This window comes from Mucilaginibacter corticis (assembly GCF_007558865.1).
GTDB classification, from domain to species: Bacteria; Bacteroidota; Bacteroidia; order Sphingobacteriales; family Sphingobacteriaceae; genus Mucilaginibacter; species Mucilaginibacter corticis.
The window spans coordinates 395,763-416,993 of record NZ_VLPK01000001.1 but is presented as its reverse complement, the minus strand read 5'-3'; the positions used below and the strand labels follow the sequence as shown (position 1 = coordinate 416,993).

Sequence of the window (21,231 nt, the reverse complement as noted above, 5' to 3'; positions counted from 1 at the left end):
GCAGATGCTCAATACCACAACACATTTTGCTAAAACAAGGATAGCCCCAACCCCAAGCGGCTATTTACATTTGGGTAATGTATTGTCATTTGCATTAACCGCCGCGCTTGCCCGCAAAACCGGTGCAAAAATTTTACTGCGGATAGATGACCTTGACCAAGCGCGGGTAAATGATGATTACGTACAGGATATTTTCGATATGCTCAATTTCCTGGACATCCCTTGGGATGAAGGCCCGCGTGATTTGGAAGATTATAAAACCAACTGGTCGCAATTGCGCCGCATGGACCTGTATCACGAAGCGCTGCAACAATTAGAAGACCAGCGCGACGTTTTTGCCTGCCGTTGCTCGCGCTCACAATTACAGGGCAATACTTACCCGGGTAACTGCCGTAACCGGTCCATACCTTTAGACACGCCTGATACTGCATGGCGGCTTTATATCGATGAGCGGGAAGTGATCATTAAAACCCTTAAAGATGGTTTATTAAAAACCCAGCTACCTGCCGAAATGAAAGATTTTGTGGTGAAAAAGAAAGATGGCTACCCGGCTTACCAATTAACATCTTTAATAGACGACACCCATTTTGGTGTCGACCTTATCGTACGCGGCGCAGATCTTTACCCCTCAACCATCGCGCAGCATTACCTGGCTGATGTTTTAGGCGAGAGTAGCTTTCAAAATATCACTTTTCACCACCATCCGTTATTAATGGAAGCCGGCGATAAAAAGCTTTCCAAATCTGCCGGGGCAACATCTGTTAAATATCTGCGTGATCAGGGGAAGACTGCGGAAGATGTTTATGGGGAGATTGGGAAGATGTGGGGTGCTGAGATTGAGTTGCAAAGCTTTGAGAGCTTTATTAATTTGATATAAGAATACACGATGTTATATGAAAGTAAAAATGCCTTACAATAGAAATCGTAATAAAATACGAGGATGGAAACGGCGTATAAAACAAATAAATTACTGGGGCGAGAGTATTATGAATCCTTACTTAGGGAATTTTAATCAGCCAGGCGATTACACTTATGAAAGGTGTACACTTTATCCGTTCTATAAACTCGACAAAAGGCAACCACCCCTGTGGTTTTACAAACTCATTTTGAATAAATTAGTATCTGCAGCCTACAATTGGGATATGGTTTTCAAAGAGCTTGGTCAACCGTATGATCTACAAGTATGGCTATATGACCCATCTTATATGTGGTCTGAAATAATATGTTACCGATTAGATAAACAAATTGAATTAAAAACTCGATTTGTAAAATCACTTATAAATAAATCATTTCCCGATAAAAAATTTGGCCTTAGTATTAATAACAATGAGTTTGAATGGTATTTGGCGGATGAAGATTTGGTCTATTTTGAAGATGATTTTGATTGTGCTGATTTTACAAAAGAGGAGATTATTGCAGATGGTTACGTGAAAAAGCAATCTGACGAATTTGGTGATTTCTATATCAAACGAATTGGTGACCTTTGGGTTGGACGAAAAAAAAGCCCCTGATCCTAAGATCAAGCCCTTTCAATCTTTATTCTTGACTCTTATTTCTCAAGTCTTTAAAAATAGTATGACTATCCTTTCATGCTTAACTGATAGTTTTATTATTTTAGCTACATCAACCGAAACCCGGATAATGAAATTTAAAACTGTCTTCACCGAAGCTGCCTGGATCATTGGCGCTTATTTGATCAATTTTATCGCTGTAATTTTTTTCATAAAACCCATACATGTTTTTCTGCCTACTTTAAATTTAAGCTTTAACGAAACCGGAATTCAGATAGAGGGACAAGGCGCATTTATACCAACATTTTTGGTGTTACTGGCGTTGGTTTACTTTATAAAAGAAGCAATACAGGGTTTTAAAAGACAATTGCAAAACTATATCAGCATGGTTAGTAGTTTCCTTGCCATTTTAGTTTTGTTTGCGTTAAACTATATGTTTAATGCCATAAGCATGCTCATTACCGGCATGCAGCAAATGAGCAAAAGTTTAGCAGGGTTAGCCCAAAACCTGCCAAACGAAGCAGGCGACCTTATCCAGAAGAATATCCCCACCTCTGCGCCGCCAATAGCTAATATGGCTGTTGTTGCTCAGAAAATGCCATTAATAATTATTGTTACCCAAATAGTGCTTATTGGTATGCTTACTATTGTAGCGATATGTGTTGGACGTAAATTAAATAAATCCCCAATGCTTGATCATCCTTTCCGGGCTAACGTATAAAATCTACTTATCGCGACTTTTAAACAAAGCACATTGCGCCTTCTAAACAAAACGGCAAGCCTCTTTTAGCGCGAATTTTGGTTCATCAAAAAAATATAAATATGAACACAAATTCAAATAGCGAAAAATTAGTGGCTGTTACCGGTGGCTCCGGCTTTATCGCCATGCGTTGCATACTGCAACTTTTAAATGAGGGTTACCAGGTAAGAGCAACATTACGCTCTTTAGACCGCGAAGCGAAAGTAAGGGAAATGTTAAAAACAGGTGGTGTTGATGCTGGCGACCGTTTAACATTTATCAAAGCAGACCTATCAAGCGATGAAAATTGGGCTGAAGCGGTAAGTGGTTGTGCTTATGTGATTCACGTAGCTTCGCCAACACCTAAGTTGAATTTTAAACACGAAGATGAAATGATCATTCCTGCCGTCGACGGGGTGTTGCGTGTACTGCGCGCCGCCAGGGATGCCGGCGTTAAACGTGTGGTATTAACATCGGCCATTGGCGCAATTGTTTACGGGCATCCTAACCAAACCGCACCTTATGACGAAACAACGTGGACAGATACCACAACTGCGCCTGCCTATCAGAAGTCTAAAACACTGGCAGAAAGAGCGGCCTGGGAATTTATAGAACAAGAAGGCAACGGGCTGGAACTGGCTGCTGTAAACCCTACAGGGGTAATGGGGCCGGTTTTAGGATCAGACTATTCGCACTCTATAGATATTATTAAAAATTTACTGACAGGACAGATGCCGGGATGCCCAAAGATCAATTCATGCTTTGTAGATGTACGCGATGTGGCCGACCTGCACTTACGTGCCATGACCAACCCGGCTGCCAATGGGCAACGTTTTATTGCCACCGCAGGGGAAAGTATATGGTTAGTTGAAGTAGCCAGGATTTTAAAACAAAACCTGGGCGAGGCTGCTGCAAAGGTTAAGGTGAAACAACTATCTAACACATTGTTAAGGATGGCTGCGCTAAAAGATCCAAAGATTAAAAGTATGATCCCGCTGCTTGATGTTATCATGAACACAACCAGCGCCAAGGCGATAGCGTTGTTGGGCTGGTCGCCGCATACTACAGAAGAAGCTATATTGGCCACTGCCGAAAGCCTGATCAGCTTGAATTTATTGTAAATTGCATTATGGAAATTGCCGAGGTATTTGTATCCTGTAAAAAAGAGGCTCATTACAGCCGCGAGTTAACGTTGCAGCAACCTGCCCTGGTGCGCGTTATCTCGGGCGAGGTGAGAATTGCTGCTGCAGATCGCAGTTTCCGTTTTTTCGCAGGTGATACTATCCTGTTTCCGCGCGACCAACTTGGCCGAATGAGTAAGTTACCTTTGAACGGTGTGCCTTGTGTAGCAGTTTCTATACTTTTTAATCAAGATAGGTTAAAACGATATTATAACGATATCAAACCCTCGATACCGCTTAGGCGTGAGCCGGTAGTTTACCAGGACCATCCTTTACTTCAAAGTTTGTTTAACTCGTTACAGCCTTATTTTGATTTGGCCGATGCGCTGCCGGCGGATATTGCCGCGTTTAAAGTTGAAGAAGCTATCCGCGTGCTGCGAACCATTGATCCTGCTACGGATGGACTGCTGGCACACTTTGAAGCCCCCGGAAAGTTAGACCTGGTGCATTTTATGGAACGGAACTATATGTTCAATCTTCCGCTTGAAAAATTTGGATACCTGACAGGCAGAAGCTTAACCACCTTTAAAAAAGATTTTAAAAACGCTTTTAAAATTACACCGGGTAGGTGGTTAACACAAAAGCGCCTCGAACTGGCCCACTATCAAATCCTTGAACAAAAAAGAAAGCCATCGGAAGTTTATCTTGATACGGGTTTTGAGGACCTATCGCATTTCTCTTTCGCTTTCAAAAAGCATTTTGGTTATAACCCAACAAACCGCGGATAGTTATAAACTTAACATAACAAAAAAGGGCCTGATCCTAAAATCAAGCCCTTTTTTAATAGCTTTTAGCTTTTGCCTTTAAGCTTTATGCTTAGTAACGGTAATACTCCGGTTTAAACGGACCTGCAACCGGTACGCCGATGTAATCAGCCTGGTCCTGGTCAAGTTCTTCCAGCTCAACACCAATTTTAGCAAGGTGTAAACGGGCAACTTTTTCGTCTAAGTGTTTTGGTAAAGTATAAACCAGGTTCTCGTAAGCACCGGCGTTTGTCCAAAGCTCTAATTGTGCTAAAGTTTGGTTGGTAAAGCTGTTGCTCATTACAAAGCTTGGGTGGCCTGTAGCGCAACCTAAGTTTACCAAACGGCCTTCGGCTAATACGATAACGTCGCTGCCGTCGATAGTATATTTATCAACTTGTGGTTTAATTTCGATCTTGGTATTGCCATAAGCGCTGTTTAACCAGGCCATGTCGATCTCGTTATCAAAGTGGCCAATGTTACAAACTATGGCTTTGTCTTTTAAAGCGCGGAAGTGGCTTTCGCGAACAATGTTCATGTTACCGGTAGCGGTAACCACAATGTCAGCCTCGGCAATAGCGGTGCTTAATTTTTTAACTTCAAAACCTTCCATAGCTGCCTGTAAAGCGCAGATAGGGTCAATTTCAGTTACAATAACACGTACGCCCGCGTTGCGTAATGAATCTGCAGATCCTTTACCAACATCGCCGTAACCACAAACAACACCCACTTTACCGGCCATCATTACGTCGGTAGCGCGGCGGATAGCGTCAACCAATGATTCGCGGCAGCCGTATTTGTTATCAAATTTTGACTTGGTTACAGAGTCGTTAATGTTGATAGCCGGGATTGGCAATGTGCCAGCTTTAACACGCTCATATAAGCGGTGTACGCCGGTTGTAGTTTCTTCTGATAAACCTTTAATGCCTGCAACTAATTCAGGATAACGGTCAAATACCATATTGGTCAAATCGCCGCCATCATCAAGGATCATGTTTAGCGGTTTGCGGTCTTCGCCAAAGAACAAGGTTTGTTCAATGCACCAATCAAAATCAGCCTCATTTAAACCTTTCCAGGCATAAACAGAGATACCTGCAGCAGCAATAGCGGCGGCGGCGTGATCCTGGGTTGAAAAAATGTTACATGATGACCAGGTAACTTCGGCACCCAATTCAACCAGTGTTTCAATTAACACAGCGGTTTGGATGGTCATGTGCAGGCAGCCTGCAATGCGCGCGCCTTTTAATGGTTTTGAAGATCCGAACTCGTGGCGTAAAGCCATTAGGCCCGGCATTTCTGCTTCGGCAAGTTGTATTTCTTTACGGCCCCATTCGGCTAAAGAAATGTCTTTCACTTTGTACTTAATGTAAGCGGTCTCTACTGATGACATAGCGTTTTGTTTTTTTTGAGATGCAAAAATAACACATTCGCCGGTCAAAGTGAAATTGTTAACTATTGATACGCAGATAATCACTGTCAGCGCATCATCCTGAATTTTTTCGTATATTGTAGCGACAGCCGTTTAGCACTACCGGACAAGTACTGTAATTTTGGATGCGTTAAAATCAGTAAAAATCAACTTAGATTTCTTTGAATTATTTTTAAGTAATTGATAGATAGGTGTTTGAATTAAATTTCTACTACCGATATAAACCACAATGCCCGGAAAACGCCCCAAATTACTACCGGCAAAACATCGGATACCTGAAAAATGGCAAAAATTACTACCGGTAATGGCAACCATGCCGGAAAAGGGCTTATTTTACTACCGGTAAAAATAAATATGCCGGTGTGGATCGATTAACATTCTCTAATAAAATCCTGTCATTGTCATGGCTTTATTTATATTTGGGTTCACATTAACCTTCAGCATTTAATTATTTTAATAACAAATGAAAAAAGTAATTTTGGTAACAGGCGCTTCATCGGGCATAGGGCTGGCCAGCGCCACTGCTTTGCACGAAGCCGGACATACTGTTTACGGTACCACGCGTAACCTTGCAAAAAAGGTAAATGCACCTTTTAATTTAATTGAACTTGATGTAACCGACGATGCATCTGCCAAAGCAGCTGTAGCAAAAATTATAAAAGCCGAAGGCAAAATTGACGTATTGGTAAATAACGCCGGTAATGGTATTGCCGGCCCGGCTTATGCTATGCCTGTTGATAAAGCTAAGCAACAGTTTGAAGTTAACTTTTTTGGAGTAGTGCGTATGTGCAGCACAGTAATACCAGAGATGCTAAAAAATAACAGCGGTATAGTGGTAAACATAAGCTCATTAGCCGGATTGTTTGGCTTGCCTTATCAGAGTATGTACGTAGCATCTAAATACGCGGTTGAGGGTTATTCTGAAAGCTTGCGTATGGAACTGCGCAAGACGGGTATAAAAATAACAACCATTAATCCCGGCGATTTTAAAACAGAGTTTACCGGCAGCCGAGAAAAAATACCTTTTACTGTTGACAATGCCACACTAAAGGCCAACTATGAGATTGCGGTAACCAGTATTGAAAAAGATGAAAACGCCGGTGCCGATCCGATGGCTATTGGTAAGCAACTGGTTAAAATAGTTGAAAAAAGCAGCCCGGCGCATCAATACCTGGTAGGGGCAATAGGCCAAACCATTGCGGTTACTTTAAAAAAGGTATTACCGGGTGGTGTATTTGAAGGTTTGATGGCAGATCATTACGGGATAAAATAAAGTCGCCACCAACCTCCCCGAAGGGGAGGCTTTAATAACATTATATCTAAATTTTAATTTCAAGTCTCCCCTTTGGGGAGATTTAGAGGGGTATGGGAAAAGACAAATTAAGACGCTTTGCCGAAATAGAAACTTTCAGCAACGTTTTACAACTTGATGCAGGGAAGCCGTATAAAGGCCAATGGAGCAAAACATTTTTTAAGAATGATAAACAGGTAGTTTTAGAGCTGGCTTGCGGTAAGGGCGAATATACGGTTAACCTTGCGGTAATGTTCCCCGATAAGAATTTCATCGGGATAGATTATAAAGGTAACCGTATATGGCGTGGTGCAAAAACCGCTTTAGAAGATGGTGTATCTAATGTAGCCTTCATCAGGATGCAGATAGAAACCCTTACTGAGTTCTTCGCACCGGGCGAGATCGATGAGATCTGGATTACCTTTCCGGATCCGCAGCCGCAGTTAAGCCGCGAGAAAAAACGGTTAACATCGCCACGGTTTTTAAATATGTATACCGAAGTTTTAAAGCCGGGTGGCTGCGTTAACCTTAAAACAGACAATGATGGTTTTTACGCGTACACTGCCGAAAAAATAAAAGAGCTAAATTTGAAAGAACACATCAACACGGCCGACTTGTATAAGTCGGAATATGCCGATGAAGTCTTATCTATCAAAACTTATTACGAAAAGAAGTATCTGAAGGATAATAAAAACATCAACTATCTAAAGTTCTCATTTCAATAAACGGACTATGCCTGATTATAATTTTTATGATAACGTATATGATGTGGCCCGGCAAATCCCTGCAGGACGGGTGACATCTTACGGCGCTATAGCCAGTTATCTGGGCACTAAGGGCTCATCAAGAATGGTAGGTTATGCCATGCAGGCTTGTGGTTCGGCGCAGCCGCCGGTACCTGCACACCGGGTAGTTAACAGGCAGGGATTATTGACAGCCAAGTTTCATTTTGGCGGCGATACCATGCAGCGCTTGCTTGAAGCCGAGGGCGTAAAAGTCAAAGATGACCAGGTACAGGATTTTAAAACCGTGTTTTGGGACCCGGCGATTGAGTTGGCTCTGTAGCCCCCTAAACCCCTGAAGGGGGAACAATAGCGGTAATTGCCGATGTCTGTCTCGTGATAATTAGCTATATAAAACAAGAAAGCCTCTGATCAGAGGCTTTCTTGTTTTATAGTAATACGTTAAAAACTCCCACTTAAGGAATAGGGGGGATTATCCTTTAACACGCTCTACATAAGCGCCGTTGGCGGTATCAACCTTTACCTTGTCGCCAATATTGATAAATAACGGAACGTTGATCTCTGCACCGGTTTCAACGGTGGCCTTTTTAAGCGCGCCGCTTGAGGTGTCGCCTTTAACGGCAGGCTCGGTATAAGTGATCTCTAATTCGGCTGATCCGGGGATCTGGCCCATAATAGGTTCTTCGCTTTCAAATGCTACAATAACATTCATGCCTTCTTTTAAAAACTTTACGGCCGGGCCAAATAATGCTTTAGGCACATTATGCTGATCGTAAGTGGTGTTATCCATGATCACTAATGACTCGCCATCTTCATACAAGTACTGATAATCATTGGTTTCAACACGGGCAATGGTTACATCCTCGTCTGTGCGGAAACGGTATTCAACCAGCTTGCCGGTTTTTACGTTACGCATACGGGCCTGGTAAAAGGCACGCAAATTTCCCGGTGTACGGTGTAAAAATTCCTCTACCTGTAACAGTTCGCCATTAAAGCGCAGTATGTTACCATTTTTTACTTCAGATGCTTTAGACATAGTAATATTATTGAAGGCGCAAACTTAGGCACTTAAAGGCAAAGTTGCAAGAGCTAAGGTTTAAAGGTAAAAGGCGAAAGGTAAAAGGTTTTGACCGGATACAAATCCGTATGCCGAAACCTTTTACCTTTCGCCTTTTACCTTTTATCTGTCAGCCTTACAATGTAGCCATATCAATCACAAAGCGATAACGTACGTCGCCTTTTTCCATACGGTCGTATGAAGCGTGGATGTCTTTGATGTCTATCAGTTCGATATCAGATACAATGTTATGTTCTGCACAAAAATCCAACATTTCCTGAGTTTCGGCTATGCCGCCAATGCTTGAACCTGCAAGGCTTTTGCGGCCAGCTATGATGCTGAATGCAGCTATGCTTGCCGGGTCAGCAGGAACACCTACGCAAATGTGGGTGCCGTCTGTTTTTAGCAGGCTAAGGTACATATTGAAGTCGTGCGGGGCCGAGACGGTATCAAGGATGAAGTCGAATGAACCTTTGGCTGCTTCAATTTGTGCCGGATCAGACGTTACCACAAAATGGTGCGCGCCTAACTTTTTAGCATCAGCTTCTTTTTTGGGCGAGGTACTTAATACGGTAACTTCCGCGCCAAGGGCAACGCCAAACTTAACGCCCATGTGGCCCAGGCCGCCTAAACCTAACACAGCCAGTTTATGGCCTTTGCCTACTTTCCAGTGGCGCAACGGCGACCATGTGGTGATACCCGCGCATAACAACGGTGCAGCAGCAGCAAGATTTAATTTATCTGACACGTGTAGCACAAAGTCTTCGTGTACTACAATGCTGTTTGAGTAACCGCCGTAAGTAGGTGTCTTTTTGTCCTGCTCAACGCCGTTGTAGGTGAACGAGCCGCCGTTTAAGCAATATTGTTCCAGGTCCTGCTTGCAGTTATCGCAAACTCGGCATGAGTCTACCAGGCAACCGGTACCTGCCAGGTCACCGACTTTGAATTTCTTTACGTGGTCGCCAACTTTTACTACGCGGCCAACAATTTCATGGCCCGGCACCATGGGGAATATCCCTTCAAACCAGTCGTTTTTGATCTGGTGAAGGTCTGAGTGGCAAACGCCGCAAAATAGAATGTCAAATTGTACGTCGTGCGGGCCAACTTCGCGTCTTTCAAAATCCCATGGGGCAAGATCTGTGGTTGGCGACTGCGCCGCGTATCCTTTTACTGGTATCATAAATAGTAGTTTTTGGTGAGTTTACTGAATGATTAAAGGTAATAGTTTAAGTATTGTTTTACTTAATTGCTATTGTCTCATTTGTGCAATATTTGTGTCTCGGGGACGCCGAATCTGTGGGGCGGATGCCCATTTCGCCTGTACCACATTGAGTGTGTCCCAATGATACACTTTGGTACACCTTGTTTTGTAAATTATTGTCAATCAGATATTTGATTTTGTCAAATCGATCTCATGGTACAGTTTGGTACACTTTTTCTGACCTATAAGTCATTTTTGGGGTATCCAAAAACTGACAAAATAGCGCCGCCAAAACCTATTAGATTTTTATTATTCCTTTTATTGTTAGCTTACAAAGCCTACTTTTAATTCATCAACCTTTATCACATGAAAAAAATACTGCTTGTCCTCATTTTACTATTAACTGTTACGCTTAGCTCGAGCGCGCAAAACACCCCCGCAGATAATCAAGCTATACAAAGGCTGAAAGAGTTTTATACCATTTATAATAAAACCTTTTATACCAACTTTAAGAAAATGAATTTTATGCTTTTACAGGCAAAGTTAGATTTGGTGCGGAAAAAGTATTGTACTAAAAAGCTTTACAATGATTTGCGTATCAGTAATTTAAAAGGCGAGGATGTAGAACATGATTTCATCGTGAGTGATCTGTATACTGACAGCTTGCGCGCAAAGACTATAAATGTTATAAAGGACCACACTGAAACGGGTCATTATATTGTTTCTTACCTTGCACCGATAAGTGTTGGTAAGGTCAAAGAGTTGAAAGCAATTTTTGATGTCGGGATGGTAAAAGAAGAAGGGGTATATAAAATTGCTGCTTTAGCCGACAATACAATGTATCCGCGGTGATTTATTCCTTTTCGCCTTTCAACATCGCCAGCGAGTAAAAGCTATCGCGCCAGTAAATGCCGCCTTGTTTTAGTGTAATAAATGTTGACCTGGCGACAATATAAGCCATTAAAAAACCCGAGAAGCTTATCATCAGCGCACACCACCACTTATTGGTTGTTATTATACCCATAAAGCCAATTTGAATAACCAATATCAATACAGCCATTAGCCGGATATTGGTATCTCCAAAAATAAACATCAAAGGCAGTGGCAATGCCACGAGGAATAGCGTGGCTAAAATATCAGCTATAGACCTGAATACGTTATAATTGCCCACTGAAAAGCTGTTTTTCATCAGCCCGTTTACAAATTGCCCCAAGCTTTTATACCACTCTAAACAGATATAATCTTTACCTTTTAAAGCATCCTGGCGCAGGCCGGCGCGTTTTATATTATGGCCCAGTTTAAGGTCATCGTCCGGCCGTAGCCTGATCTTTACATGCGTGCCTGCCTGCTCATAAGCTGCACGTTTAATGAGGTTAAAAGCGCCAACACCTATTGTGCCGCTTCGGCGGGGCCTTTTTGCATTCCACGGGCGTATAACCATCATCAACATCATCATGACCGTAGGCAGCACACTATTTAACAGCATTGAGCGTGACCGTGCATCAAACATGATACTCAGGTGGTCAAGGTTGCGTTCTTCTACAAAGCCGAATGCCCGGCTAATGGCATCCGGGTGAAACTCAACATCGGCATCTGTAAAAAGAATCCATTCTTCGGTGCTGTTTTTATATCCCTGATACAGCGCATTGTTTTTACCTAACCATCCATCGGGCAAGGTATCAATAGTAATAATGGTGAGTTTAGGATGATCAAATCTTGCTAAGATCTCGGCAGTACGGTCGGTCGACCTGTCATTTACAACAATAAGCCGATGGTTGGTATAGTTGATATTGCAAAGGCTTTGCAGGGCCTTTTCCAGGTCTTCTTCCTCATTGCGTACCGCTACAACAATGGCTAGCGGTGGCTGGTTGTTAGCTAAAGGCTGATTTTTAAGTTGTTTTATACTGCTTAGACCGACGCTAAGGTAGATTATTACCCCAATCCATATTACACTTATTATAATGGCGTAAACAAGTAGCATCATGACTTATAATCAGCAATGCTTAGCCTATGCTGGGAAAAGCTATATTCATGCTCCTGGTTTGAGCAGATAATGGTTAAGCGGTCTTTAGCAAATTGCTCTACAAGACTTAAATACCAGTCGACACCCTGGCTGTCCAGATTTGAGGTTGGTTCGTCAAGCATCAGGATGGGGGTATCGGCACAAAAAGCAAGTGCCAGTTTAAGGCGCTGTTTCATGCCCGACGAAAAATAACGGATCAGTTTATTCTGGTTGCCGGGTAAATTCAACAGTTCTATAAGCGCTGCTTTGTCTATCCCCGGTTTGTAGGTTTTAAATTTAAAATGGAAGTCGATCATTTCACTCAGCGTAAAATCTTCGATCACTTCCAGGTAAGGGGCAGCAAGGCTTAGGTATTGAAATACCTGCTCGACATGCACAGGCTTATCGTCAATTGAATAAGTAAGCGTGCCGGATGATGACGACAGGCTGCCATTTAAAACTGCCAGCAAAGTCGACTTGCCCGAACCGTTAGATCCTAATATGGCATAGGTTTCGCCAAATTTAAAGGTATAATCAATCCCCCTGAAGATCCAGTCGCGGTTGAAGCGACGTCCGATGTTTTCAAGGGTGATTTGCATTTTGTTCAATGGTGTTGGCTTTTTGAATTCCCTCCCTCGGGAGGGGTGCGGTTGGCTTGTGATATGGCAGGGAGGGGTTTAATGAAATGCATAAACCCCTCCCTACACCCTCCCGTGGGAGGGAATCGCGCGGTCCACCCGCTTTTATTATGAATTCCCAAATCCCTTCATGATACCACGCTGCGAGTTTTGTACAAAGTTGATGATCTCGTCGCGTACAATTGTTGGGTTAAATTCGGCTTCGATAATATCGAGCGCCTTGGTCATGTTATATTTTTTCAGGAAGATGATCCGGTAGATCTCCTGGATCTCATTGATCGTTTCATTTGAAAAACCACGGCGACGTAAGCCAACCGAATTGATACCGATATACGATACCGGTTCGCGGCCCGCTTTTGTAAACGGAGGCACGTCCTTACGTACCAGTGATCCGCCCGATATCATGCTATGCGCGCCAATCTCAACAAATTGGTGCACCAGTGAGCCACCGCCTATAAAGGCAAAATCATACACATTAATGTGGCCTGCCAGCTGTACAGAGTTAGCTACAATAACATTATCGCCTATAACGCAGTCATGCGCTACGTGTACATAAGCCATCAGCAGGCAATTGCTGCCTATGGTGGTGGTGTTTTTATCTAAAGCGGTACCACGGTTAAGCGTTACGCATTCGCGGATAACGGTATTATCGCCAACGGTAACGGTGCTTGGTTCGCCTTTATATTTCAAGTCCTGTGGCGGTGCGGATACTACTGCGCCCGGGAAAATGCGGCAGTTTTTACCGATACGGGCACCATCCATAATTACCGAGTTTGAGCCTACCCAGGTGCCTTCGCCAATTTCAACGTCTTTATGTATGGTAACAAATGGTTCAATTACTACGTTGTCGGCTATTTTGGCCTGCGGATGTATATATGCTAAAGGCTGGATCATGCTTCTTCAGTTTTTGTTTTTTTAACAATTTGTGCCATTAGCTCGGCCTCTACTACTACGCGGTCGCCTACCATGCCAATACCCTTCATCTGGGCTATGCCGCGGCGTATCGGCGCAATCAAATTGCAATGGAATATTACGGTATCGCCCGGCGCTACTTTGTCTTTAAAGCGGGCATTTTCTATTTTAAGGAACAGGGTGATATAATTCTGCGGATCGGGCACGGTATTTAAAACCAGTATGCCACCTGTTTGCGCCATAGCTTCGATCTGCAGCACACCCGGAAACAGCGGTGCGCCCGGGAAATGGCCCATAAAGATACCCTCGTTCATGGTAACATTTTTTAACCCAACCACATGGCTTTTTGTTAACTCAAGGATCTTGTCTATCATTAACATCGGGTAGCGGTGCGGCAATATCTCCATGATCTGTACGGTATCATAAACCGGTTTCATATTAGGATCATAGATCTTAAAGTGCTTACGGCTGCGCTCTTTTTTTATCAGCGTTTTTATTTTTTTAGCGAAGGCTACGTTTGCCGCGTGGCCCGGCCTTGCCGCCATAATGTGTCCGCGCAGCGGTACGCCAACCAGCGCCAGGTCACCTATCATGTCCAGCAGTTTATGCCTTGCCGGCTCATTTTGGTGGCGCAGTTCTATATTGTTTAAGATCCCTTGCGGGGCTACTTTTATATCTTTACGGTTAAACAGTTTAGCCAGGTGGGCTAATTCTTCCTCGTCAACATCTTTATCAACCACCACAATGGCATTGTTCAGGTCGCCGCCTTTTATCAGGTCATGCTTTAACAGCATTTCCAATTCATGTAAAAAGCAAAAGGTACGGCATGACGCAATGTTATCAACAAACTCCGTGATAGACGAGATACTGGCATGCTGGCTGCCCAACACCTGCGAGTTATAATCAACCATACAGGTAAATCGGTAATCATCATCAAGCGGCATGGCCACCATCTCTACTTTGCGGTCAGTTTCCGAGTAATGAATATTGTATGGGATATGGTAATATTCGCGGTCGGCCTCCTGTTCGGTAAATCCCGCGGAGCGGATAGCCTCCACAAACTGGATAGAACTACCGTCCATGATAGGCGTTTCCGGCCCATCCATATCTATCAGCACGTTGTCAATCTCTAAACCTACCAAAGCCGCTAAAACGTGTTCTATTGTGCTTACACTGGCACCGTTTTGCGATATGGTTGTACCGCGCGATGTGTCGGTAACGTTATCCACATCGGCATCAATGATGGGCTTGCCGTCAATATCAACCCTTCTGAATTTGTAGCCATGATTTTCAGGTGCCGGGTTAAATGTCATGGTTACCCGCTCGCCGGTGTGTAAACCCGCCCCCGAAACAGATACGGGCGCCTTAATAGTTCTTTGTTTAATATTCATTTATTTCTTTGTCATTGGTCATTGGGTCATTAGTCATTTTTGGCTGATCGCCTGATTAACTAATCACAAATCACTAATTACTTATTTTTCAATTCATTAATTATTTTTTCAAGCTCATATACCTTTTTATCCAGGTCGGGCAATTGCCTTAGTTTTGAGTGTGCCCGTAAGTAATCTTTATAAGGCATATAAGGTGTACCACCCCATGCTTTACCTTCTTCTTTAATAGAGCTGTTTACACCAGTTTTTGCTGATAGCTGGGTGCCGTTAGCAATACTTAAGTGCCCGGCTAAACCAACCTGCCCGGCTATCATTACGTTTTCGCCTATTTTGGTGCTGCCTGATACGCCTGCCTGCCCGGCAATAACTGTATTGGCGCCCACCTCAACATTGTGGGCTATCTGTACCAGGTTGTCGATCTTAGCGCCCTTGCGGATAATGGTGGACCCCATAGTAGCTCTGTCTATCGTGGTGTTTGAGCCTACCTCGACATTTTCCTCTAAAATAACATTGCCTATCTGCGCTATTTTCTGGTAGTTACCATCGGTAGTAGGGGCAAAGCCAAAGCCGTCGCTGCCAATTACCGCGCCCGAGTGTACAATTACATTATCCTGCAGTACGCAGTCAAAATATACTTTAACACCGGCAAACAGGGTAACGTTTTTACCGATCACCGCGTTATCGCCAATATAAGTGTTGGGGTATACCTTGCTTTTATCACCAAGCTTTACACCGGGGCCTATGTAGGCAAAAGCGCCTATATAAACGTTCTCGCCAATTTGTGCCGATGGATGGATAAAGCAGGGCTGCTCGATACCGCTTTTGTCTAACTTAATGGTGTTGTAAGCCTCAAGCAATACGGAAAACGCGCTGTAAGCATTTTCTACACGGATCAGCGTTGCCTTAACGGCGCTGGCCAGCAGCTGGTCTTTATTTATAATAACTATCGAGGCATTGGTACCATACAAGTACTGCTCATATTTTGGATTAGCCAAAAAAGATAGCGAGCCCGGACCGGCCTCTTCTATTTTAGCAAGCTGACTAACCGCTACAGACGGATCACCTTCAACAGTTCCGTTTAGTAGTGCAGCTATTTGTTCGGCGGTAAATTGCATCGGGCAAATTTATTAATTATTTAGTGATTAGTTAATTAGTGATTAGAGATTAGTTATTAGCGGTTTGGCCTTGTTAATAACAGCGCGTTATCTTCAGACCAACTAACCTCTAATCACTAATTAACTAATCACTATACCAGGTCTTTACTATAACAAAGTATATTCTTCTCTATGGTTTTAGCCAGTGCTTCTAAGTTAGAATAATCGCTGGCGGCGGCAATATCTTTAACGCTGTTATCCTTCATCAGTACGCGGATGTTGCCATCGCCTACACGGTAAGCATTGTTTTTTATCGAATCTGTAAACACAAAGTACGGCACTTCGCTTTCTTTTATGCCGTATTTGGCAATTGCGTTAGCGTTTAAATAAGCCACGTGTTTTGGGTTGGCCGGCTCGGCGGTAATATCTACCTGGAACAGCTTGCGTTTTACAAAATCACTGCACAGCTTGGCCAAAACAAAATCATCGCTCACGGCCCAAACCTTTACTGCCGACAGGATATCCGTATCGTCCAGCTTAGTAAAAGTATCTAAATGGCCGTCTTTTATAAACTCTTCACGGTTTATGGTTTCGGTTAAAAAATGGTTAAGCGCCGGGGTGGCAAATAGTTTTTCGCCCCGTAGCACCAGTTCGCGGCTGCGCTCCAGTATTTTAACCAGCAGTTGCTCGGCCGCTATTACGGTTTTATGCAGGTACACCTGCCAGTACATCAGCCTGCGGGCAATGATAAACTTCTCTACCGAGTAGATGCCTTTTTCTTCAATAACAATATGATCATCACGAACATTCAGCATCTTAATAATGCGGTCTGAACTGATCACCCCTTCAGACACGCCGGTAAAAAAACTGTCGCGGTTAAGATAGTCCAGCCGGTCCATATCCAACTGGCTTGACACCAGTTCATGCAAAAACTTGCGGGCATACGTCCCCTTAAAAATACTGATAGCGGTAGTAAGCTGCCCGTTAAATTGCTCGTTCAGCTTGTTCATTAACAGGATAGAAATATCCTCATGTGATACACCTTTAACGATGGTATGCTCTAAAGCGTGCGAGAACGGCCCGTGGCCTATATCGTGCAGTAAAATAGCTATGGTAACGGCTTCTTCTTCGTGTGTGCTAATGTCCTGGCCTTTTATGCGCAGCGTCTCAACAGCCATTTTCATCAGGTGCATGGCACCCAGGGCATGATGAAAACGGGTATGTAGCGCGCCTGGGTACACCAGGTGGGTCATGCCCAACTGTTTAATGTACCGTAACCGCTGAAAATAAGGATGTTCTATCAGGTCGAACACCAGGTCAGTCGGGATGCTTATAAATCCGTAAACCGGATCGTTTATAATTTTCTTTTTGTTCAAGTTATAGTTTATACACTGCAAAAGTGTTAATTTATGATAAACAATGCACCTTCTATTTGTTAATTTTTGTTAATAGTGTGCCATAATGTGTAACAAATAGTCTGCTTTAGGGTTATATGCCTATGTTTGGCTTGAATTGTGCGTTACAGCCTAAATTACCGAACGATATTTTTTTACTGATATTATTAGATACAACATGCAGGATACCACTATACTATGGGCTGATGACGAGATTGACCTGTTAAAACCACACATACTTTTTTTAAACGAAAAAGGCTATAAAGTAACTACCGTTACCAACGGTAACGATGCTGTCGAGGCATTTAAAAATAACTATTTCGACCTGGTTTTTCTGGATGAGAATATGCCCGGCCTCACCGGTATTGAAACGCTGGCACAGATCAAAAATCTTAACAACGATGTGCCTATCGTGATGATCACCAAGAACGAGGAGGAGTATTTGATGGAAGATGCCATCGGCTCAAAAATTGGCGACTACCTGATAAAACCCGTACACCCCAAGCAAATACTGCTTACCATTAAAAAGCTGACTGAAAACAAACGCCTGGTTACCGAGAAAACCACCATGGCCTATCAGCAGGATTTCAGGAACCTGGGGATCACCCTTAATGATAACCTGAGCCACCAGGAATGGGTTGATGTATATAAAAAACTGATCTACTGGGAACTTGAACTACAGCAACTGGAAGATGCGGGCATGCATGAAATTTTGACCATGCAAAAGGCCGAAGCCAATATGCAGTTTTGCAAATTTGTTGAACGTAATTATTTAAACTGGATCAAAAACCCGGACGACGCGCCAACCAGCTCGCCGCAGTTGTTTAAGAAAAAGGTGTTCCCTAAGTTGGATAATAAAACGCCGGTTTTCTTTATCCTGATAGATAACTTAAGGTATGATCAGTTCAAGATTATTAACCCTATCATATCGCAATATTTTAAACTGGAAGAAGAGGATACTTATTACAGTATTTTGCCGACAGCTACACAGTATGCACGTAATTCCATATTCTCAGGGCTGATGCCTTTAGAGATGGAGAAACGCTACCCTGAAATGTGGCAGAACGACGAGGATGAAGGTGGCAAGAATCTGTTTGAGTCGGACTTTGTTGCCGACCAGATCAGCCGAGTTTACCGTAAAGATTGCAAACACTCCTACCACAAAATATTGAACCTTGACGAAGGCCGGGCGCTGAATGATTCTGTTAGCAACCTGATGAAGAATGATCTGAACGTGATCGTTTACAACTTTGTGGATATGCTGTCGCACGCGCGTACAGATATGCAGATGATCCGCGAGTTGGCAAGCGATGATGCGGCTTACCGCTCTTTAACGCTGTCGTGGTTTGAACACTCGCCTTTGTTTGACCTGCTTAAATTTTTGGCGCAGAAACAGGTGCGCGTAGTCATCACTACCGATCACGGTACCATCCGTGTTAAAAAACCAAGCAAACTAATTGGCGACCGTAACACCAATACCAACCTGCGCTACAAACAGGGCCGCAACCTTAACTTTAATGCAAAGGATGTGTTCCATATCCGTAACCCGCATGATGCCATGCTGCCGCGCCTGCACGTAAGCTCAAGCTTTGTGTTTGCCAAAGAGGATACCTACTTTGTTTACCCGAACAACTACAACCACTTTGTTAATTTTTATAACGAGACCTTCCAGCACGGAGGTATCTCGTTAGAAGAAATGATCATCCCGATTGTAACCTACGGGCCTAAATAAGAAATAGAGTCTACCTATAAAAATGAACCCCGGCGCACATTGTACACCGGGGTTTTGCTTTTATAGCTATTAGATACTTGTTAGTTGATCGGTCTTAATACCCTGTCCCACCTTACACGGTTAAAAATGTTTTTGGTAGAATCTGTACTGAACCAGGTCAGCATAGCTTTGCCGATGATATGATCCTCGGGCACGTAACCCCAAAACCTTGAATCTAAAGAATCATGGCGGTTGTCGCCCATCATCCAGTAATAATCCATTTTAAAGGTGTAGGTGTCGGCTTTCTTGCCATTTATCAATATGTCTTTGCCGTTTACGGTTACCTTGTTGTTTTCGTACACCTCTATAGCCCTGCGGTAAAGGGTAAGGGTAGAATCATTTAACGGTGTGGTCCAGCCTTTTTTAGGCAGTTTGATAGGGCCAAAGTTATCCAGGTTCCACTTAAACTTTTCATTATGCGGAAAGATCTCGGCATCATAAAACCTGGCCCGGGCAACAACTGGTGTAACGCTTTTTATGTTTGAATACGTTTTGATAATAGCCGCAGCCGCAGCAGGCATCACCATTTCGTACGAATCGGGTGATATTTGCTGACGCACGGTAACATGCAGATCCTGTAAGGCATCTACGTTAATATCCTGCCCGTTGGTTACTATGGCGTATGATGTTTGCTGTTTAGGCGCGTTTGGCGCGACCTTGCCGTTTATGTAAACTTGTCCGTCAATAATTTTTAATACATCGCCGGGGATAGCCTGGCAGCGTTTGATCAGGCAGGTGCGTTGGTCTACGGGGATATTGTATTCGGGCCCGGCTTCGTCGGGTTTGTTAAATACCACGATATCGCGATTTTTTATAGTAGTTAATCCCGGCAGCCTGAAATAGGGTAACTGCAAAGCACCGAAATATGTCTTAATCCCATACATTACAGGCTCTGTAAACGGGATAGACAAAGGCGTGTTAGGCATACGCGGGCCATAGCTAAGTTTACTAACGAACAAGTAATCGCCGGTAAGCTGAGTGCCCTCCATTGACCCCGACGGAATAGCATAAGCCGAAAATAACAATCCACGGATAACAGTTGAAACAAGCACCGCGAAAACAATGGCATCAACCCATTCGCGGGTTTTAGATTTTTTTGGTTTAACGGTATCGGGATTTTTCTTAAAATTTAGCTTCCAGTTCATGAGCCTAAGTTTTGATTACAAAACTTAGATACCGCTATTTAAAAAATGTTACAGGAAAATTTTATTCTTCGGTTGCAGGAGGCGGGGCAGATTTAGTTACACCGGCTTTAAATCTTGGCGTGAAGCCAATTTTAGGTTTGTCTTCCGCAGGTTTTTCTTCTATAGGTGCCTCTTCTGATTTCTTTTCCTCAACGGGTGCATCGGTAGATTTTGTTACCCCTGCTTTGAATCTTGGTGTGAAACCCATTTTAGGCTTTTCTTCTACAGGTTGTTCTTCTGCTTTCTTTTCTTCTACGGGAGTTTCAGCAGGTTTGGTTACACCCGCCTTAAACCTTGGAGTAAAACCCATTTTTGGTTTGTCTTCCCCGAGCTTTTCTTCTGCAATTGGTTCTTCTGCTTTCTTTTCTTCAACGGACGCTTCCGCAGGTTTAGTAACGCCTGCCTTAAACCTCGGCGTGAAGCCAACCTTTGGCTTATCTTCGGCAGGTGCGTCCTCTTTCTTTTCTTCTGATGGCGGATCTGTCGGCTTGGTTACACCGGCCTTGAATCTTGGCGTAAAACCAACTTTAGGTTTGTCCTCCGCAGGGGCTTCCGCTTTTTTATCTTCAGCAACTTCTTCAATCGGTTTTGGCGGAACGGCAGCCTTGAACCTCGGGGTAAAACCGGGTTTGGGTGAAGCCAGTTCGCTCAAACTTTCATTAATAGTTTGCTCAGCCAGCGGGTTATCAATTTTCGGCTTTTCGGTTTTTACTTCGGGCGGTAAGTTGTATTGCCGGCGAATTTTGTTGAACCAGTATTTCTTGGTATGGTCGAAACTTTTTTCGCCCATTTGATCGTAGTGTAATTTAAATTCAGAAAACAGCGCCGGCTCGCCTTGCTGTAAGGCCGCCAGGTCAATTCTCTTCTTTTTAAAAAACTCTTCGAAAGTCATGTTTTGATAGAATCAAGAATCAAGAATCAAGAATCAAGATAGATCGAGTATAAACTCT

General features: G+C 43.4%; 21 protein-coding genes. 10 read left to right on the top strand and 11 right to left on the bottom strand.

Annotation, left to right across the window (positions count from 1 at the left end; genetic code table 11):
• The first annotated feature begins 4 nt into the window (after positions 1 to 4).
• From FO440_RS01910 to FO440_RS01890, 5 genes are all read left to right on the top strand, one after another.
• Complete coding sequence (locus FO440_RS01910; RefSeq protein WP_144246536.1) at positions 5 to 877, top strand: glutamate--tRNA ligase family protein; 873 nt, start codon at positions 5 to 7, stop codon at positions 875 to 877.
• A 16-nt stretch (positions 878 to 893) separates the two neighbouring features.
• The gene (locus tag FO440_RS01905; RefSeq protein ID WP_144246535.1) at positions 894 to 1,511 is read left to right on the top strand and encodes a hypothetical protein; all 618 of its coding nucleotides are present in this window, start codon (positions 894 to 896) and stop codon (positions 1,509 to 1,511) included.
• A gap of 130 nt (positions 1,512 to 1,641) precedes the next feature.
• Complete coding sequence (locus FO440_RS01900; protein WP_144246534.1) at positions 1,642 to 2,232, top strand: hypothetical protein; 591 nt, start codon at positions 1,642 to 1,644, stop codon at positions 2,230 to 2,232.
• A gap of 101 nt (positions 2,233 to 2,333) precedes the next feature.
• Entirely contained in the window at positions 2,334 to 3,371 is a 1,038-nt protein-coding gene (locus FO440_RS01895; protein ID WP_144246533.1) for an SDR family oxidoreductase, read from the top strand.
• An 8-nt stretch (positions 3,372 to 3,379) separates the two neighbouring features.
• The gene (locus FO440_RS01890; protein ID WP_144246532.1) at positions 3,380 to 4,159 is read left to right on the top strand and encodes a helix-turn-helix domain-containing protein; all 780 of its coding nucleotides are present in this window, start codon (positions 3,380 to 3,382) and stop codon (positions 4,157 to 4,159) included.
• 88 nt (positions 4,160 to 4,247) lie between these two features.
• Here the strand turns inward: FO440_RS01890 and ahcY are convergent, their stop codons facing one another.
• Positions 4,248 to 5,564 (bottom strand): adenosylhomocysteinase, encoded by a 1,317-nt coding sequence (ahcY, locus tag FO440_RS01885; RefSeq protein ID WP_144246531.1) that lies wholly within the window; start codon positions 5,562 to 5,564, stop codon positions 4,248 to 4,250.
• A 502-nt stretch (positions 5,565 to 6,066) separates the two neighbouring features.
• On the opposite strand from ahcY, the gene FO440_RS01880 reads away from it, so the two are divergent.
• The 3 genes from FO440_RS01880 (at position 6,067) to FO440_RS01870 (ending at position 7,959) form a co-directional block, all read left to right on the top strand.
• Positions 6,067 to 6,876, top strand: a complete 810-nt coding sequence (locus FO440_RS01880; protein ID WP_144246530.1) for an SDR family oxidoreductase — start codon at positions 6,067 to 6,069, stop codon at positions 6,874 to 6,876.
• A gap of 92 nt (positions 6,877 to 6,968) precedes the next feature.
• Positions 6,969 to 7,619, top strand: coding sequence for a tRNA (guanosine(46)-N7)-methyltransferase TrmB (gene trmB, locus FO440_RS01875; RefSeq protein WP_144246529.1), 651 nt, complete (start codon positions 6,969 to 6,971; stop codon positions 7,617 to 7,619).
• A 7-nt stretch (positions 7,620 to 7,626) separates the two neighbouring features.
• On the top strand, positions 7,627 to 7,959 hold the full coding sequence (locus FO440_RS01870) for an MGMT family protein (protein ID WP_144246528.1): 333 nt from the start codon (positions 7,627 to 7,629) through the stop codon (positions 7,957 to 7,959).
• A gap of 150 nt (positions 7,960 to 8,109) precedes the next feature.
• Here the strand turns inward: FO440_RS01870 and efp are convergent, their stop codons facing one another.
• Together efp and FO440_RS01860 are read right to left on the bottom strand one after the other, a co-directional pair.
• Complete coding sequence (efp, locus tag FO440_RS01865; protein WP_144246527.1) at positions 8,110 to 8,673, bottom strand: elongation factor P; 564 nt, start codon at positions 8,671 to 8,673, stop codon at positions 8,110 to 8,112.
• Positions 8,674 to 8,830: 157 nt separating this feature from the next.
• Positions 8,831 to 9,874 (bottom strand): NAD(P)-dependent alcohol dehydrogenase, encoded by a 1,044-nt coding sequence (locus tag FO440_RS01860; RefSeq protein WP_144246526.1) that lies wholly within the window; start codon positions 9,872 to 9,874, stop codon positions 8,831 to 8,833.
• 387 nt (positions 9,875 to 10,261) lie between these two features.
• On the opposite strand from FO440_RS01860, the gene FO440_RS01855 reads away from it, so the two are divergent.
• Positions 10,262 to 10,747: a hypothetical protein gene (locus FO440_RS01855; protein ID WP_144246525.1), complete on the top strand. Its 486-nt coding sequence runs from the start codon at positions 10,262 to 10,264 to the stop codon at positions 10,745 to 10,747.
• Between the two features lies 1 nt (position 10,748).
• On the opposite strand, the gene FO440_RS01850 is transcribed toward FO440_RS01855, so the two are convergent.
• The 6 genes from FO440_RS01850 to FO440_RS01825 all read right to left on the bottom strand — a co-directional run bounded on the left by FO440_RS01850 (position 10,749) and on the right by FO440_RS01825 (position 17,308).
• Positions 10,749 to 11,879 (bottom strand): glycosyltransferase, encoded by a 1,131-nt coding sequence (locus tag FO440_RS01850; RefSeq protein ID WP_144246524.1) that lies wholly within the window; start codon positions 11,877 to 11,879, stop codon positions 10,749 to 10,751.
• On the bottom strand, positions 11,876 to 12,496 hold the full coding sequence (locus FO440_RS01845; protein ID WP_144246523.1) for an ABC transporter ATP-binding protein: 621 nt from the start codon (positions 12,494 to 12,496) through the stop codon (positions 11,876 to 11,878). Before FO440_RS01845 ends, FO440_RS01850 begins: the two co-directional genes overlap by 4 nt.
• 147 nt (positions 12,497 to 12,643) lie before the next feature.
• Positions 12,644 to 13,429: an acyl-ACP--UDP-N-acetylglucosamine O-acyltransferase gene (lpxA, locus tag FO440_RS01840; RefSeq protein WP_144246522.1), complete on the bottom strand. Its 786-nt coding sequence runs from the start codon at positions 13,427 to 13,429 to the stop codon at positions 12,644 to 12,646.
• Entirely contained in the window at positions 13,426 to 14,838 is a 1,413-nt protein-coding gene (locus tag FO440_RS01835) for a bifunctional UDP-3-O-[3-hydroxymyristoyl] N-acetylglucosamine deacetylase/3-hydroxyacyl-ACP dehydratase (protein ID WP_144246521.1), read from the bottom strand. The genes lpxA and FO440_RS01835 overlap by 4 nt, the downstream gene beginning before the upstream one ends.
• A 77-nt stretch (positions 14,839 to 14,915) precedes the next feature.
• On the bottom strand, positions 14,916 to 15,953 hold the full coding sequence (gene lpxD / locus FO440_RS01830; protein WP_144246520.1) for a UDP-3-O-(3-hydroxymyristoyl)glucosamine N-acyltransferase: 1,038 nt from the start codon (positions 15,951 to 15,953) through the stop codon (positions 14,916 to 14,918).
• Positions 15,954 to 16,084: 131 nt separating this feature from the next.
• Positions 16,085 to 17,308 carry an HD domain-containing protein gene (locus FO440_RS01825; RefSeq protein WP_144246519.1) on the bottom strand — a complete coding sequence of 408 codons (1,224 nt, stop codon included), beginning with the start codon at positions 17,306 to 17,308 and terminating at the stop codon, positions 16,085 to 16,087.
• A 196-nt stretch (positions 17,309 to 17,504) separates the two neighbouring features.
• Between FO440_RS01825 and porX the strand changes: the two genes are divergently transcribed.
• Positions 17,505 to 19,058, top strand: coding sequence for a T9SS response regulator signal transducer PorX (gene porX, locus FO440_RS01820; RefSeq protein WP_144246518.1), 1,554 nt, complete (start codon positions 17,505 to 17,507; stop codon positions 19,056 to 19,058).
• A gap of 80 nt (positions 19,059 to 19,138) precedes the next feature.
• Here porX and lepB read toward each other — a convergent pair whose 3' ends face one another.
• Positions 19,139 to 20,242 (bottom strand): signal peptidase I, encoded by a 1,104-nt coding sequence (lepB, locus tag FO440_RS01815; RefSeq protein WP_144246517.1) that lies wholly within the window; start codon positions 20,240 to 20,242, stop codon positions 19,139 to 19,141.
• A gap of 61 nt (positions 20,243 to 20,303) precedes the next feature.
• Entirely contained in the window at positions 20,304 to 21,173 is an 870-nt protein-coding gene (locus FO440_RS01810) for a hypothetical protein (protein ID WP_144246516.1), read from the bottom strand.
• Positions 21,174 to 21,231: the final 58 nt, after the last annotated feature.

What these genes read in the sequence shown, in the direction of transcription:
- lepB (WP_144246517.1), bottom strand. Translation starts at nt 20,242, where the DNA reads ATGAACTGGAAGCTAAATTTTAAGAAAAATCCCGATACCGTTAAACCA.
- FO440_RS01810 (WP_144246516.1), bottom strand. Translation starts at nt 21,173, where the DNA reads ATGACTTTCGAAGAGTTTTTTAAAAAGAAGAGAATTGACCTGGCGGCC.
- ahcY (WP_144246531.1), bottom strand. Translation starts at nt 5,564, where the DNA reads ATGTCATCAGTAGAGACCGCTTACATTAAGTACAAAGTGAAAGACATT.
- FO440_RS01880 (WP_144246530.1), top strand. Translation starts at nt 6,067, where the DNA reads ATGAAAAAAGTAATTTTGGTAACAGGCGCTTCATCGGGCATAGGGCTG.
- FO440_RS01895 (WP_144246533.1), top strand. Translation starts at nt 2,334, where the DNA reads ATGAACACAAATTCAAATAGCGAAAAATTAGTGGCTGTTACCGGTGGC.
- trmB (WP_144246529.1), top strand. Translation starts at nt 6,969, where the DNA reads ATGGGAAAAGACAAATTAAGACGCTTTGCCGAAATAGAAACTTTCAGC.
- FO440_RS01890 (WP_144246532.1), top strand. Translation starts at nt 3,380, where the DNA reads ATGGAAATTGCCGAGGTATTTGTATCCTGTAAAAAAGAGGCTCATTAC.
- FO440_RS01850 (WP_144246524.1), bottom strand. Translation starts at nt 11,879, where the DNA reads ATGATGCTACTTGTTTACGCCATTATAATAAGTGTAATATGGATTGGG.
- FO440_RS01845 (WP_144246523.1), bottom strand. Translation starts at nt 12,496, where the DNA reads ATGCAAATCACCCTTGAAAACATCGGACGTCGCTTCAACCGCGACTGG.
- lpxA (WP_144246522.1), bottom strand. Translation starts at nt 13,429, where the DNA reads ATGATCCAGCCTTTAGCATATATACATCCGCAGGCCAAAATAGCCGAC.
- FO440_RS01860 (WP_144246526.1), bottom strand. Translation starts at nt 9,874, where the DNA reads ATGATACCAGTAAAAGGATACGCGGCGCAGTCGCCAACCACAGATCTT.
- FO440_RS01900 (WP_144246534.1), top strand. Translation starts at nt 1,642, where the DNA reads ATGAAATTTAAAACTGTCTTCACCGAAGCTGCCTGGATCATTGGCGCT.
- FO440_RS01910 (WP_144246536.1), top strand. Translation starts at nt 5, where the DNA reads ATGCTCAATACCACAACACATTTTGCTAAAACAAGGATAGCCCCAACC.
- efp (WP_144246527.1), bottom strand. Translation starts at nt 8,673, where the DNA reads ATGTCTAAAGCATCTGAAGTAAAAAATGGTAACATACTGCGCTTTAAT.
- FO440_RS01870 (WP_144246528.1), top strand. Translation starts at nt 7,627, where the DNA reads ATGCCTGATTATAATTTTTATGATAACGTATATGATGTGGCCCGGCAA.
- porX (WP_144246518.1), top strand. Translation starts at nt 17,505, where the DNA reads ATGCAGGATACCACTATACTATGGGCTGATGACGAGATTGACCTGTTA.
- FO440_RS01835 (WP_144246521.1), bottom strand. Translation starts at nt 14,838, where the DNA reads ATGAATATTAAACAAAGAACTATTAAGGCGCCCGTATCTGTTTCGGGG.
- FO440_RS01905 (WP_144246535.1), top strand. Translation starts at nt 894, where the DNA reads ATGAAAGTAAAAATGCCTTACAATAGAAATCGTAATAAAATACGAGGA.
- FO440_RS01855 (WP_144246525.1), top strand. Translation starts at nt 10,262, where the DNA reads ATGAAAAAAATACTGCTTGTCCTCATTTTACTATTAACTGTTACGCTT.
- lpxD (WP_144246520.1), bottom strand. Translation starts at nt 15,953, where the DNA reads ATGCAATTTACCGCCGAACAAATAGCTGCACTACTAAACGGAACTGTT.